A 15,740-nucleotide genomic window follows, 5' to 3' on the forward strand; every position below is an offset into this window, starting at 1 on the left:
TGCAACAGAGACGGTTTTTTTAGCGTATTAAAATGCGAGTAATCACCATAAATCAGCTAGCAATAAAAAAGGTCGCCAGCACTTATACTGACGACCTTTCCAATTGACTATGTCATTAACCTAGCGATTAACCGATATTCTTACGCGCGTTTTGGAACATACGCATCCAAGCACCGTTTTCACCCCAAGTCTCCGGAGCCCAAGAGTTAGCAACCGTACGGAATACTCGCTCTGGGTGAGGCATCATAATGGTTACACGGCCATCCGTTGTCGTTAGACCGGTGATAGCGTTTGGTGAACCATTCGGGTTATTCGGGTATTGCTGCGTCGGATTACCGTTGTTATCAACGTAACGTAGCGCCACTGTACCTGAATTTTCAATCGCGTTTAGGTGCTCGTTATCACGAACTTCTACGCGGCCTTCACCGTGAGAAACCGCGATAGGCATACGAGAACCTTCCATGCCGTTGAAGAATACAGAATCAGACTTCTGAACTTCTACTAAGCTGAAACGAGCTTCAAAGCGCTCAGATTCGTTACGTACGAAACGAGGCCAGTACTCTGCACCCGGAATCAATTCACGTAGGTTAGACAGCATCTGACAACCGTTACACACACCTAGAGAGAAGGTATCTTCACGCTTGAAGAAGTTTTCAAATTGGTCACGTGTAGAGTCGTTAAACAGTACTGACTTAGCCCAACCTTCACCAGCACCTAGTACGTCACCGTAAGAGAAGCCACCACAAGCCACAAGGCCGTTGTACTCTTCTAGAACCGCTTGACCCGTTAGGATATCACTCATGTGAATATCGGTTGCTTCAAAGCCTGCACGGTCAAATGCCGCTGCCATTTCAACGTGAGAGTTAACACCTTGCTCACGCAAAATCGCCATCTTAGGTTTCGCACCTGTCGCAATATATGGCGCTGCAATATCTTCATTAACATCGTAACTCAGGCTAACGTTTAGACCTGGGTCTGAGTTATCTTTCTTCGCTTCATGCTCTTGATCGGCACACGCAGAGTTATCACGAAGTGATTGCATTTTATGTGTTGTTTCAGCCCAAATCGTACGAAGCTCCGTACGGTTACGCTCGATAACAACTTGTTCACCTGACTTAATGACGACTTCATCTGAAGCTTCTACTGAACCGATAACGTGTGAACAAGCTTCTAGGCCATTCGATGCTAACGTAGACAGTACTGAATCTAGGTCTTCGTTACGTACCTGGATGACCGCACCTAACTCTTCGTTAAATAGAGCCGCTAATGTGTCTTCACCTAAAGCGGTAATGTCAGCATTCACACCACAGTGACCTGCGAACGCCATTTCCGCTAGCGTAACGAATAAACCACCATCACCTTTATCGTGGTAAGCCACAACTTGGTCGTTAGCAACGAGTGCTTGAACACCTTCGTAGAAGCCTTTTAGCTGTGCTGCATTGTCGACGTCTGCTGGCTTATCACCAAGCTGCTTGTATACCTGAGCCAGTGCTGTCGCACCCATACGGTTTTTGCCGTTGCCTAGGTCGATAAGCACCAGTGACGTGTTACCTTTGTCAGTGCGTAGCTGCGGAGTAATGGTCTTACGAACATCTTCAACACGAGCAAACGCAGTGATAACGAGAGATAGCGGAGAGGTGACTTCTTTCTGCTCGCCGTTTTCTTCCCACTTGGTCTTCATCGACATTGAGTCTTTACCTACTGGGATAGTTAGCCCCAGCGCCGGACAAAGCTCTTCACCTACCGCTTTTACCGCTTCATAAAGACCGGCATCTTCACCTGGGTGACCAGCTGGAGACATCCAGTTAGCCGACAGTTTAATGTGCTTAATATCGCCGATGTTTGTCGCTGCGATGTTAGTGATTGCTTCACCAACCGCTAGACGAGCCGATGCACCGAAATCGAGTAGAGCAACTGGCGTACGCTCACCAAGAGACATCGCCTCACCGTGGTACGTGTCGTAGCTGGCTGCTGTTACTGCGCAGTTCGCAACAGGAACCTGCCAAGGGCCTACCATTTGGTCACGAGCCACAAGGCCTGTTACCGAGCGGTCACCGATGGTGATAAGGAATGTTTTTTCTGCAACCGTTGGTAGACGAAGAACGCGGTCAACCGCTTCGTTCATCTCGATACCAGAGCGATCAATCGCTGGGTTATTTGCTTTCAGCGTTTGCGCGTCACGGTGCATCTTAGGTGTTTTACCTAGCAAGATGTCCATTGGCATATCAATTGGCGTGTTATCGAAGTGTGAATCTTCTAGTTTAAGTTCACGCTCTTCTGTTGCCTTACCTACAACGGCATATGGTGCGCGTTCACGCTTACAAATCGCGTCGAACGTTGCCATATCTTCGTCAGCAACCGCCATTACGTAACGCTCTTGAGATTCGTTACACCAGATCTCAAGTGGGCTCATGCCCGGCTCATCGTTTGGTACGTCACGTAAGTTAAAGATACCGCCACGCTCACCATCGTCCACTAACTCAGGAAGTGCGTTTGAAATACCGCCTGCGCCCACATCATGAATGAAGGCAATTGGGTTTGCATCACCTAGCTGCCAGCAACGGTCGATCACTTCCTGACAACGACGCTCCATTTCTGGGTTTTCACGTTGTACAGAAGCAAAATCGAGATCTTCTGAAGAAGAACCCGAGTCCATAGAAGAGGCTGCGCCGCCACCAAGGCCGATGTTCATCGCTGGACCACCCAGCACGATTAAGCTTGCACCTACTGGGATCTCTTTCTTCTGAACGTGCTCATCACGAATGTTACCAAGACCACCAGCTAACATAATTGGCTTGTGGTAACCACGTACCTCTTCACCTGCGTGAGAGTTGACTTTCTCTTCGTAAGTACGGAAGTAACCTAATAGGTTTGGACGACCAAATTCGTTGTTAAACGCCGCGCCACCAAGAGGGCCTTCAAGCATAATATCCAGAGCAGTAACGATGCGACTTGGCTTACCAAAATCCGTTTCCCAAGGTTGAACGAAGTTCGGGATCTTAAGGTTAGAGACAGAGAACGCCACCAAACCTGCTTTTGGCTTACCACCAATACCGGTTGCGCCTTCATCACGGATTTCACCGCCAGAACCGGTTGATGCGCCCGGCCAAGGAGAAATAGCCGTTGGGTGGTTGTGCGTCTCAACCTTCATCAAGATGTGCGTTTTCTCTTGATGATAGTTGTATTGGCGCGTGTCTGGATCTGGGAAGAAACGACCAACAGTTGAACCAGTCATAACTGCTGCATTATCTTTATAAGCAGATAACACGTGTTCTGGTGTCGTTTCAAACGTGTTCTTAATCATCTTAAACAATGATTTTTCTTGCTTAACGCCATCAATAGTCCAGTCAGCGTTAAAAATTTTGTGACGACAGTGCTCTGAGTTTGCTTGTGCAAACATCATAAGCTCTATGTCTGTTGGATTGCGACCTAGCTTTTCTGTAAAGCTTTCAAGAAGGTAATCAATCTCATCTTCAGCAAGGGCAAGACCTAGGGTAACGTTTGCTTCTTCAAGCGCTTTACGACCACCACTAAGCAGGTCAACCTCAGCATAAGGTGCTGGTTCTGCCACAGTGAAAAGCGCCGCTGCAGAATCAAAGTCATTGAACACTACTTCCATCATGCGGTCATGAAGGATCGCTTTCAACTCTACTAATTGAAGCTCAGTTAATTCGCTTGATGATTCAACATAAAAAGCGGTACCACGCTCTAAACGTGTGACTTTATTCAGACCACAGTTATGCGCAATATCTGTCGATTTAGACGACCATGGCGAGATAGTACCCGGACGAGGCGTAACTAGTAATAGTGTACCCGTTGGTTCATGTTCTTCGATTGTTGGACCGTAAGTCAGCAACTTCTCCAATTTTTCGACTTCAGACGCATCTAAGTCTGATGTCAGGTCGGCAAAGTGGGCAAACTCAGCGTAAATACCTGTGACAGGTAGGCTTAATTCACGACAAAGCTCTACTAGCTTGTTAACACGAAACTCAGAAAGAGCTGGGGAGCCACGCAAAATTCTCATGTGCTTAGGTCTCTTATGCAATTGATTTGAGGTGATATTGGAATAAATTCAACAAGTTACATTTAAAAAATGAACATATGCCAATTTCTGCCCCCTTGATTCCGGCGTATTATAGTGTATTTTTTTTTGTGACGTAACCACTTGCGCAAACGTTTTCGTCATTTTTTTCTTAATTGCAAAAATACAACGAACAAAGGCGATAAAGTGACAGTAAACGAGACTTTCTATGATGTTGCTTTGCCAGAAGTTCTAGCTTTGGTATAAAGGCAACATCGTTCTCGTGAGATAACTAAATTAATGCGAAATAATTATTCTGTTCGTTGGCTAAAACTGACGATGTTGTTGACCTTATCGTTAGGCCTCTTCGGGTGCCAAATAGACTCTGATCCCAAAAGCGAATTGGAAAGCATCCAGGAACGAGGCGTGCTGCGAGTAGGAACGCTGAACAACCAGCTCTCTTACTACATTGGTCCAGACGGCCCAACCGGATTGGATTATGAATTAGCCCGCCAGTTCGCAGACGAGCTCGGTGTTAAGTTGGAGATGAAACCCGCCTACCGCCTTTCAAGCCTCTTTCCTGCGCTAGAAAAAGGTGAGATTGATATTATATCTGCCGGGTTAAGCCAATCACCGCAGCGTATCGAGCAATTTCGTGCTGGTCCCGCTTATTACTACGTGAGTCAACAAGTGGTGTATAAGAAAGGCCAATGGCGACCAAGAAACCTTGAGCAACTATTAGCCAATCAAGCTGAATTAATCGAAAAAGCCGATGGCGAAGATGTGTTTGCTGTGGTGCAAGACTCTCATTTCGAGCGTACCTTAAATCAAGTCGCCAAAGACAATGCCGAATTTCGCTTTAAGGTTGATGCTAACGCGGATGTCAACGATCTACTCAAGCAAGTCTCTGAAGGTGAACTGCTCTTCACTATGGCTGACTCTGTTGAGTTATCGCTCTCGCAACGCATCTACCCCGACCTCGCCCTAGCTTTCGAGATGACCGAGGATCAACCTATTTCTTGGTACATGAGAAAATCTGACGACGAAAGCTTATACGCATTGTTGATCGAATTTTTCGGCAGTTTAAAACAAAGTGGTGAGCTCGCCAACTTAGAAGAAAAATACATCGGTCATATTGGCACTTTTGATTACGTTGATACTCGCGCTTTTATTCGAGCTCTCGACAGCAAACTGCCTAAATGGTCACCGTTGTTTAAACAGTATTCTCAAGAATTCGATTGGCGCTTAATCGCGGCCCTCGCGTATCAAGAATCGCACTGGAACCCGGTTGCTAAATCACCAACAGGGGTTCGTGGCATGATGATGTTGACGCTACCAACCGCAAAAATTGTCAATGTGACCAATCGTCTTGACCCTGAACAATCGGTACGAGGCGGGGTGCAGTACCTTCGCTATATTGTCGGTCGAGTGCCTGACTCCATTACTGAGCATGAGAAAATTTGGTTTGCGCTGGCTTCGTATAACCTCGGGTTCGGCCATATGATGGACGCAAGACGCTTAACTAAGCGACAAGGTGGTAACCCTGATGCTTGGGCGGATGTGAAAGACCGCTTACCCCTGCTGCGCCAAAAGAAATACTACAGTCAGACACGATATGGCTATGCGCGCGGCGATGAAGCGCAAAACTACGTAGAGAATATACGTCGCTACTATCAAAGCATCATCGGCCATGTTGATAAACAAATCGCCGCTGAAGCGGAACTAGACAATAGTACAGACGGGCTCACTGTCATCACACCCGTCGCGGTAAGCTCTGCCGCTGTTGGAACCATACAATCTGCTGTCAGCGAAGCGATAGCAACCTCAGAGGCCGCCGCAGACTCGAACCCTTAGAGCAGCCACCTTAAAGCTGTATAAGCGGCGCAAGCTAACGCATCGCTCGCTTACTGCAAAGGTAGCGAGAGTTCAAGAATTCACATTTGCGAATTCTTGAACTCAACTCAATTTGTTCTACATTATGAGAAAGGGTTAAAGACTAACGACAGCCAAGCAATACTCGTTAAACAATACACGTTAAATAATACACGCTAACCAATACTCGCTAACCAAGAACACCTCTGCCCATTGTAATTATCAATTAACATAGCGCTATAGCGCTGAATTAGTGATATTGTCTGCGCCGTGCTACATCCCCCTTAACATCGCCCTTTGAAGGTATCCCATTAATCCGATACCTTGTTGAGCACCGAATTATTAGTGATAGGAGATCGTTTCATGCTTGCTAAGAGACGAATACAATCAAGAAACTTAAGTAAAACCGTGTCTGCGAATCGCAGAAAGCGAAAGTTAGCGAATAATAAAAAGAAAATCATTTGGCGAAATCGTGCTTTCATGCAATTGATTGCGCCTTAACGACTCGCTGAAACACCCTGACTGACAAACACCTGTCTCTCAGGTGTTTGTTTCCCCTTTATCTTGCTGTAAACGCCGCGCCTTTTTCGCTTCCTTTATCTCTTTTCTTCGACGCTTAAAAAACGCCTGTAACTGTTCACGGCACTCGTTGGCGAGCAAACCAGCCTCAACATCAGCGTAATGATAAGACGCCTGACTCTCGAATAAATTAAGTACTGTCCCAGCCGCTCCCGCTTTAAGATCGGGTGCACCGTAGACAATTCGTTTCACTCGACTATGCAATAAAGCACCCGCGCACATTGGGCACGGTTCCAAGGTGACATAAAGCGTGGTATCAAGTAGTCGGTAGTTTTCAAGCGTTTTCCCAGCCGCTCTCAATACTTGAATTTCAGCATGCGCCGTTGCATCATGCAGCCCAATCGAGCGATTCCAACCTTCAGCGATGATTTCGCCATCTTTCACCAACACCGCCCCAACGGGAACCTCACCCTCACGCTCAGCTTCATGAGCAAGTGCAATGGCACGTCGCATAAACTGGCGATCTTCCTCGCTATATTCTTCAGTACAAGGTACGGAATTGTCATTACTTTCCATATTGACTAAAAGCCTCTACAAGATAATCTATCAATGTTCTTACTTTGGACGTCAGCATTCTATTTTGTGGATAGAGCGCCCAAATACCCTCTCGATTACCACGATAGTCACTCAGCAATTCCACCAATTCACCAGACTCCAGATAAGACTGCACATAATAATCAGGAAGCTGCACGATCCCTAACCCCTTTAGTGCCGCATCAACCAACGCATAGCCACTATTACACTGTAGTCTGCCGTTAATATTAATCACTCTTTCACTGCCTGCATCGCTAAAACGCCAGTGGCGAACAGACCCTCGTAAACACTGATGCCTTTTTAGCTCAGACAAGGTATGAGGCTCGCCATAGGTCGATAGATACTCAGGACTACAGCAAACAAAAACCTGCCGATCCAGTAACTTTCTCGCCATCATCGAAGAGTCGTCTAATTGCCCTAAACGAATTGCCAGATCAAACCCTTCTTGCACCAGATCTATTTTTTGATTTGAAAGCATCACATCCAGCTCAATTTGTGGGTGTGATTTCAAAAATTGATGAAGAATTGGCGCTAACGCTTGCTCACCAAATGTCACTGGGGCGGTGACCTTAATCAACCCTTTCGGTGCGACTTGCAGCTGAGTCACCGCCAATTCGGCAGACATTAGCCCTTCAAGCAATGGCTTACAGTGGCGAAAATAACTTTCTCCAGCCTCAGTAACCGAGACTTTTCTCGTTGTTCTGACTAACAGCTTCACCCCGAGTCGCTGCTCAAGTGCGTTGACTCGTCGGCTGATATTTGCAACCGATGTATTAAGTCTATTTGCAGCACCTGTAAAACTTTGGCTTTCCACCACCGCAACAAACTCATTGACGCCTTCCCAATCTGCCATTGCTCTACCCTTTACTCTATTCTCAACGACCTACGCCGCCTATTGTTACAGTACCGTAATAGTTTATTTCAAATAGTCCTAATTATCATCTCATTAGAAATAAATATACTATACCTATCAAAACAAACGGCGCCATTTAGGCTAGTCTTACTGGTAATAATGCCCCTTAAGTCGCCGCGTCTTATTGACCTTTAGTAAGGAAGTAAACATGACTATCGAAAATAGCAGCCAAGCAAAAGTGTTTGGTGGTTGGCACAAGCAATATACGCATCAATCTAACGTTCTAAACTGCGCGATGAGATTTGCCGTTTACCTTCCACCACAAGCGAGCAAAGAAAATCCCGTGCCTGTCATTTATTGGCTGTCTGGCTTAACCTGCAGCGACGAAAATTTCATGCAAAAAGCAGGGGCATTTAAAATAGCTGCGGAGCTTGGCGTTGCGATTGTTGCTCCTGATACTAGCCCACGAGGCGAAGGGGTGACTGATGACGCAGAAGGGGCGTATGACTTAGGCCTTGGCGCAGGATTCTATCTCAATGCCACCCAAGCACCTTGGGATAAGCATTACCACATGTATAGCTATATTGTTGACGAGCTACCGGCATTAATCGAACAGCATTTCCCTGTCACACAAGCCAAGTCGATATCTGGCCACAGCATGGGCGGGCATGGTGCACTCACTATTGGTCTAAAAAATAGCGAACAATACCGTTCGATTTCAGCCTTTAGCCCAATAACGAACCCTATTAACTGTCCTTGGGGGCAAAAAGCATTTAGCCACTACCTTGGGAATAATATTGAAGATTGGAAGGCCTATGACAGCGTTGAGCTTCTAAAACATAGTAAAGCTGCCTTACCTATTCTGGTTGATCAAGGGGAAGACGACAGTTTTTTACAAGAGCAGCTTAAGCCTGAACTACTGGTCGCGGCAGCCAAAGCTTCAGGCAGTGACATGACGCTTAGAATGCAACCAGGTTATGACCACAGCTATTTCTTTATACAGAGTTTTATTGAGGACCACTTACGCTTCCACGCTCAGTTCTTAACAGCGTAACACCCCCATTGAGTTACTAAGACTCAGATAAAAAAAGCCCGCCAGTTCAATTCTGGCGGGCTTATCAGTATTTTATACCTGATTTAGTTAGCTATAACTTACATGGTGTACGTGTACGGTGCTTGAATACCTAGTGGGATACCTAGCGCCCAATAAGCTAGCAAGAACAGTGTCCAACCAATTAGCATCGCGATAGAGAATGGCATCATTAGAGAAGCCAATGTACCGATACCTGTTGATTTCACATAACGTTGACAGTAAACCACAACCAATGGGAAGAAGACCATCAATGGAGAGATGATGTTCGATACTGAATCACCAACACGGTATGCTGCTTGAGATAGCTCAGGAGAGATGCCTACAGCCATTAGCATTGGAACCAAGATTGGACCAATCAACGCCCACTTAGCCGATGCAGAACCGACCAGTAAGTTAACTGAAGCCGTCAACAAAATCATACCCACGATGGTCGCTTGACCTGGTAGGTTCATTGCTTTCAGACCTTCCGCACCGTAAAGCGCTAACATAGTACCGATATTTGACTGAGCAAACGCTGACAAGAATTGTGCACAGAAGAACGACATAACAATGTACGCACCCATGGTAGACATGGTGTGAGACATCGCTTTAATGATGTCATTGCTATCTTTAAACGTACCCGCAACACGACCGTAAACAATGCCTGGAATAATAAACAGGATGAAGATTAACGGTACGATGGATTGCATGATCGGCGCAGAGAATGCAGTAATTTCACCTTCAGGAGAGCGTAGTGCTGAATCTTCTGGCAAAAGTGCGAAAACAAGCAAGGCGATACCCGCCATCATTGCCCAACCAGCCGCACGGAATGCTTTAGACTCAACAGCAGTAAAAGAACCAAGATCTGGTGCTTCTTCTGCATCTTCATCGACAGGAAGGTTTGCTAGACGTGGTTCGATTACTTTCTCAGTAACCCACCAACCAATCGCGATAACCAAAACAGAAGATAAACCAGTAAAGAAAATATTCGAAAGTGGGTTAATCACATAGTCTTGGTCTAGTACTTGAGCAGCCGTTTGTGTGAAGCCAGCCAACAGTGGGTCGATACCAGATGGGATGAAGTTTGCAGAGAAACCGCCCGATACACCAGCAAATGCAGCGGCAATACCAGCAAGAGGGTGACGACCTGCCGCGTGGAAAATGATACCACCAAGCGGAATAACCAATACATAACCTGCGTCAGCAGCGGTATGGGAAACAATTGCAACCAAGATAAGCATTGGCGTTAGCAATTTTGCTGGCGTGAAGTTAAGCATTTTCTTCAAGCCAGTTTGAATAAAGCCTGAAGAGTCTGCAACACCAACACCTAACATCGCAACCAATACGATGCCAAGAGGTGCGAAGCCAGTAAACGTGGTTACCATGTTTGCTAAGAAGCTGGCAAGTGCCTCACCCGTTAGCAAGTTATTAACCTCTAACGCACCACCAGTACGAGGGTTAATAAGATCAAAGCTAACATTAGATAGAACGGCAGATGCGACCCAAACAATAACTAATGCCCAGAAAAATAGAATAGCAGGATCTGGGATCTTGTTTCCTGCCTTCTCAATTGCGTTTAAAAAGCGATCCATGCCACTCGGCTTTGGCGTTGGCGCTTGGTTGATAGTCTGGTTACTCATGGTAACTCCATTGTGATGTTGTGGTTCGTGAACTTTAAGGCAGCTTCACTGTGTCATTTTTCTTCGCGACTATTTTATGTAAAAAAAATTAAATTAGTAGATAATTTGGAAGTATTTCCATTTTTGTAGACTTATTTTGCAAAAAACACCCGAACAAGTAACAGAAAAACAACATCAGAGTACACATATCCAAAACATTCCACTAACTAGCACGCAAACTGCCCGATTATATAAGCATAGTGTATAAATCAGTCAAATCGGACTGGCAATGCGCCATACACTTTTATTCATTGAAAGTGATGAGCGGTAGAGGGAATAGAGCAAGTAACAGAAGTGCGGTAACAATGTTAATTGATAACAAGTTTAGCTTCGTCGATATTAATCAAATTCACTGTAATTGGAGAATTGGGTTTGTAAGGAAAGCGTTTTCGTCTGCCCAAATCGATCGGGCCAACTGACTACGACTTCGACGGCTTTGATACTGCTCGAAAAATAGATTGCCGACACCGTCCATTCAACAACAAATGGTGAGTGAGTCAAATCTTCGCCGTCAACAAGGTCCGTCACAAAGTCGGCGACCTCCATGGTGGATGATGCGGAGTCGGCCCCTCTGGTACTAAACCATTCTAAACGCGCTTCAGCTAGCCCCAAAGCTTGAATACTTTGAGCGGCATAGTCAGATTGCTGTTCGATGGCAGTCTGCATTTTCACAAGTCCCAAAGCCCCAACACCGATCAAACAAAACGCGATCATAACTTCAATTAAGCTAAAACCTTGCTGCTTAATAATCACGCCACGATCCTTTTTTCCATGTCGTCGACGTTAACCCATGACGAGCATAATCAATCACATCGCGATTATAGTTAAACGCTAACGAGTTATTAAAAATCGCTACTTGCGGATCGGGGGTTTCAAACAGTTGCCCTCCTGTCACCGTAAATGATCCGTGCTGATAATAGGAAGTACGTTCTCTATAGGACAAATCAAAATCATTCGCCACATGCTGAAGATATACCCCAGCTTCAAAGCCATCCCATAGTGCTAATTCCGGTGAGAAGTCTTGATTAAAGTGAAAAAGTATCCCATTTAAGCTACCGGTTCCCATGATAGAAAATAGCCCTTCATGGACAACAAGCAAGATACCTTTCGTTTTCGCTGATGCTTGCGATAACGCATGTAATTCCGTGGTACCAATCTCGCAACTGCCTTCCACCCACAATTTGGTGTTGCCTTTTTCTATCTCGTCGGTCAGTGTCTTACCACAATTCGGTAATGTTTTTATCGCTCCCGGCGCACTTATGCTCCCCTCTAATACAGTAAATACTTCGCTGTTTTTTACTTGATCGTGATTCTTAATAGGGACATTGAAAAAGGACTCAAACACCTTCAAGTTACTCTCGAGTTGAAAGTCACTTTTCAGCGATGAGTTGCTATCACTGGTCATATGTGATGTTGCACAGTCCTTACCCTGATTATCAAAGCCATCATAAGGGGGTAAGCCGTGAACCAGTCCTTTATTGTCGATGCTTCCTACCACCTTAAGCTCACCATCATATTTAGCGGCAACGCACTCCCACCCTTTGTCTGACAACTGGCCGGGATCTGGAGTATAAATAGAACTACTACCACGAACGTAAAGATCCGAGGTTGACTGAATTGCGCCGCTAAACATTTGCAAAGAATGAGTGAAACGTCGGCTCACCTCACGTCGTTGAACCGTTGCAGAAATCACCACTTCGTTATTCGTAGGATCAAGAACGATCTCAGGCAAAAAATTAGCATCCGGATCGCAAGCTAAAATTGAGGTAGGAATCGTTCTGGTTATCATATACTGGGCAACCCCACATTCAACACCGCCCTCTGCCGCCCAATGTGCTTGCCTTGAGGCTACCTCATTTTGCGAGCGCTTAACCTCATAGAACGTACTCTTATATCCTCCTAATGCGATCACCAAAGCAACGATTAGCAATAAGCTTGTGGTTAATAAGGTCACCATACCAATTTGCTTGTTCGCGTATAACTTGTTCGCGTATAAATAGGTGCGAGTATTACTTTTCATTGACCGTTCCTTATCAAGAAATGACGCTCAATCTCAGCAGTAACCACTGTGTTGCCCGTTAACTCAGCCGCAAGTGACAAGTGCATGTATTGCTTGTTGGCATTCGAACTTGAGATAGTAAAGGGAACCAAGGAAAAGTGCGTGACCGAAATTAAGTCATCTTCAAGTAGGGATGTACAACTGCTACTATTAAAATAATTGATATCAAGGATCACGCTGCTTCTTTTTCGGCAAATCCGTAACGTCTGAGACAATGTAGAATAGTGCCATGAGGTATTTTCATATTCAGCGCTGCCGTCACGATGATCATCCCAATACACGTACTGAACTTTGCTCCCTCCGCCACTAACATGCACTGTACTCACCGCGCCCGAAGGTCGACTAGCACTGCCTAATTCACTGTAGCCTGCTCGAGTAAGATCATTTTGTAACCGTCTTGCCGTTGTGGCTAACGCTTGACTCAACAACATAGTTTGAGCCCGTTCGGAGCTATGTTGCTGAACCATAAGATACACCGACCCAATAGAACCTATCGCGACAATGCCAATCGTCGACGCCACGAGCATCTCGACTAATGAACCGCCTTTCTGTCGGGGAATACTCACACCGAACACTCCCCTACTCCATGCTCTGCCTCACCAAATTGACAAACCACAATACGCCCCGACGCCGCTGATGTTTTAATTTTGATACCTGAGTTCTGCTGCGAATAAGGGCTAATCGTGATCGTCCCTGTTGATAAAACGACACCGGTTAAATTATCAAACTTGATTTGTTTACTATTGTGGTTGAGGTGAATATGGACGTTTTGATATGGCAAACCGCTAAGAGCCAAGAAAGGCGTATCCGATATGGTGGAGGAATTGGTCACCGAAATGCTCCAGCTTCCATCCTCAGCGCCTTGAGGAAGATGATTAAAGTGACTCCAAAGAGGTTCATTTCGCATAATGGCTTCGGCTTTGGTTTGCATTAACAACCCGTAAATCTCTGCTGCCGCTCTCTCTACCTTCACTTCCTTCGACAACTCCGAGAAACTGGGAGCTACGCCCAGCATGAGTATCATCATAACGAACACACTGATCATGAGTTCTAGTAGAGTGAATCCGCGAACCATTTCCCAAATCCCAATGAAACCTATCACAACCATCGGATAGATATTGCAGAAACTCTAACAGTCGAGAACACTATAAATATGATAAAAATTAGATAGTTGGGCTGAGTTAAAAAAATGAGATGTAAAGTAAGTAACCACTTTCAAATAGGCTTGACCCTGATCGAAATTCTTATCGCTTTAGTCATACTTGGGGTAGTAAGCGCTGTCGCATACCCGACGTATACACAGCAAACGCGCGAAGCGTATCGGATGATTGCGCTGGGTGACATGCTAGAAATGCAACTGGAACTTGAACGACACTACAATGCTGGTTATCACTTTGAGCGCGTCCTCTCTGGAGGCAAGTGTTTGGTATGTGCATCTGATAGCACTCGATACCAATTCACCGTAACCAGCGGTGCAACCGCGGCCTACACCATTACGGCTATTGCCCAATCCTCTAGTAATCAAACTAAAGATAGCTGTTTAAATAGCGATGGGAAAATGAGTTTAAATTCAAAAGGCGTGACCGCACCAAATGCTTGTTGGAAATAGTATTGGCTAGGCATAGTACTTACTGAAAATCGTATTTACTGAAGATAGTAGTTGCTGGAAATAATTCCCCCTGAAAATCAAGTCCAAGCATAGAAAAATAGAATAGCAGAAACAAAAAAGCTCGCCACAAGGCGAGCTTCCATAATGCGCTAACAGCAGAATTTAGCTGGTTAGATCATCGAAGAATTTTTTAACACCATTGAAGAAACCTTCCGATTTCGGCTGGTGCTTATTTGCAGCCTCGCCGCCACAGGTGTCTTCAAACTCACGTAGTAGCTCTTTTTGGCGTGCACTTAATTTTACTGGCGTTTCAATCACTAGCTTCACGATTAAATCACCAACACCACCACCACGAACGCCCTTCACGCCTTTACCACGCATACGGAACATACGACTTGTTTGTGTCTCTTCTGGCACTTTTAGGTTAACGCGCCCGTCCAATGTTGGAACTTCAACTTCACCACCCAATGCTGCTTGAGCGAAACTCACAGGCACTTCACAGTACAAGTTGTTGCCTTCACGTTCAAAGATATGGTGCTCTTTAACATGAACTTGTACATAAAGATCACCCGCTGGTGCGCCTTGCTCACCCGCTTCGCCTTCACCAGATAAACGAATACGGTCACCCGTATCCACACCAGCAGGAATTTTCACATTCAGTGTTTTAGACTTTTGAACGCGACCTTGACCATGACAGCTATTACAAGGATCTTTGATGATTTTACCTTGACCATTACACGTTGGACAGGTTTGTTGCACTGCAAAGAAGCCTTGGCGCATCTGAACTTGGCCGTGACCATGACAGGTACCACAAGTTTGAGGTGATGAGCCTTTCTTCGCGCCACTACCGTCACATGGTTCACACTCAACCAATGTAGGAACTTCAATTTCTTTTGATACACCACGTACTGCTTCCTCTAGAGAAAGTTCCATGTTGTAACGCAGATCTGAACCACGCTGAGCGCGTGACTGACCGCGGCGTCCACCGCCAAAAATATCACCGAATACATCACCAAAGATGTCACCGAAATCACCAGCGCCGCCGCCAAATCCGCCGCCACCCATGCCGCCTTGTTCGAATGCTGCGTGACCATATTGATCATACGCGGCCTTCTTCTGAGGATCGGTAAGGATTTCGTACGCTTCTTTTACTTCTTTAAATTTATCCGCAGCCGATTCATCACCTTGGTTTCTATCCGGGTGATACTTCATTGCAAGACGTTTGTAGGTTTTCTTTATATCGCGTTCAGACGCATCACGACCTACACCTAATACTTCGTAAAAATCACGTTTTGACATATTGCTTGGTACCAATTACTTCGACAAACAGCCCAGCGCTGTTTTTGGGTTGTATCATTCTAGATAAAAACTTGGGTCCTGGGTCCTGGGTCCTGGGTCCTGGGTCCTGGGTCCTGGGTCCTGGGTCCTGCAGATTATCGTGACTTCCTTATCTAGAATGACA

12 protein-coding genes are annotated in these 15,740 nt (G+C 45.6%); 3 read left to right on the plus strand and 9 right to left on the minus strand.

Annotated features, from left to right (window positions below; all coding sequences use genetic code 11):
• Positions 1 to 127 precede the first annotated feature (127 nt).
• A complete protein-coding gene (gene purL / locus L4D74_RS13915; protein WP_428752666.1) occupies positions 128 to 4,024 on the minus strand; it encodes a phosphoribosylformylglycinamidine synthase in 3,897 nt (1,298 codons plus the stop codon).
• 336 nt (positions 4,025 to 4,360) lie between these two features.
• Here purL and mltF point away from each other — a divergent pair, with 336 nt between their 5' ends.
• Positions 4,361 to 5,875, plus strand: coding sequence for a membrane-bound lytic murein transglycosylase MltF (gene mltF / locus L4D74_RS13920; RefSeq protein ID WP_428752780.1), 1,515 nt, complete (start codon positions 4,361 to 4,363; stop codon positions 5,873 to 5,875).
• Between the two features lie 558 nt (positions 5,876 to 6,433).
• On the opposite strand, the gene tadA is transcribed toward mltF, so the two are convergent.
• Positions 6,434 to 6,988, minus strand: a complete 555-nt coding sequence (tadA, locus tag L4D74_RS13925; protein ID WP_428752667.1) for a tRNA adenosine(34) deaminase TadA — start codon at positions 6,986 to 6,988, stop codon at positions 6,434 to 6,436.
• Entirely contained in the window at positions 6,978 to 7,859 is an 882-nt protein-coding gene (locus L4D74_RS13930) for a LysR family transcriptional regulator (protein ID WP_428752669.1), read from the minus strand. The genes tadA and L4D74_RS13930 overlap by 11 nt, the downstream gene beginning before the upstream one ends.
• A 208-nt stretch (positions 7,860 to 8,067) precedes the next feature.
• On the opposite strand from L4D74_RS13930, the gene fghA reads away from it, so the two are divergent.
• The gene (gene fghA, locus L4D74_RS13935) at positions 8,068 to 8,913 is read left to right on the plus strand and encodes an S-formylglutathione hydrolase (RefSeq protein ID WP_428752671.1); all 846 of its coding nucleotides are present in this window, start codon (positions 8,068 to 8,070) and stop codon (positions 8,911 to 8,913) included.
• Between the two features lie 98 nt (positions 8,914 to 9,011).
• Here fghA and L4D74_RS13940 read toward each other — a convergent pair whose 3' ends face one another.
• The 5 genes from L4D74_RS13940 to L4D74_RS13960 form a co-directional block, all read right to left on the minus strand.
• Positions 9,012 to 10,571: an AbgT family transporter gene (locus tag L4D74_RS13940; RefSeq protein WP_265674505.1), complete on the minus strand. Its 1,560-nt coding sequence runs from the start codon at positions 10,569 to 10,571 to the stop codon at positions 9,012 to 9,014.
• Positions 10,572 to 10,949: 378 nt separating this feature from the next.
• Entirely contained in the window at positions 10,950 to 11,363 is a 414-nt protein-coding gene (locus tag L4D74_RS13945) for a type IV pilus modification PilV family protein (protein ID WP_428752672.1), read from the minus strand.
• A complete protein-coding gene (locus tag L4D74_RS13950) occupies positions 11,353 to 12,630 on the minus strand; it encodes a hypothetical protein (protein ID WP_428752674.1) in 1,278 nt (425 codons plus the stop codon). The genes L4D74_RS13945 and L4D74_RS13950 overlap by 11 nt, the downstream gene beginning before the upstream one ends.
• Positions 12,627 to 13,235, minus strand: coding sequence for a PilW family protein (locus tag L4D74_RS13955; protein WP_428752676.1), 609 nt, complete (start codon positions 13,233 to 13,235; stop codon positions 12,627 to 12,629). The genes L4D74_RS13950 and L4D74_RS13955 overlap by 4 nt, the downstream gene beginning before the upstream one ends.
• Positions 13,232 to 13,744, minus strand: coding sequence for a GspH/FimT family pseudopilin (locus L4D74_RS13960; RefSeq protein WP_428752678.1), 513 nt, complete (start codon positions 13,742 to 13,744; stop codon positions 13,232 to 13,234). Before L4D74_RS13960 ends, L4D74_RS13955 begins: the two co-directional genes overlap by 4 nt.
• Before the next feature lie 114 nt (positions 13,745 to 13,858).
• Here L4D74_RS13960 and L4D74_RS13965 point away from each other — a divergent pair, with 114 nt between their 5' ends.
• Positions 13,859 to 14,278, plus strand: coding sequence for a type IV pilin protein (locus tag L4D74_RS13965; protein WP_428752679.1), 420 nt, complete (start codon positions 13,859 to 13,861; stop codon positions 14,276 to 14,278).
• 162 nt (positions 14,279 to 14,440) lie between these two features.
• On the opposite strand, the gene dnaJ is transcribed toward L4D74_RS13965, so the two are convergent.
• Entirely contained in the window at positions 14,441 to 15,577 is a 1,137-nt protein-coding gene (gene dnaJ / locus L4D74_RS13970; protein ID WP_250618314.1) for a molecular chaperone DnaJ, read from the minus strand.
• Between the last annotated feature and the right edge of the window lie 163 nt (positions 15,578 to 15,740).

The organism is Vibrio cionasavignyae, from assembly GCF_050337155.1.
In the GTDB taxonomy this organism is placed as follows: domain Bacteria; phylum Pseudomonadota; class Gammaproteobacteria; order Enterobacterales; family Vibrionaceae; genus Vibrio; species Vibrio nomapromontoriensis.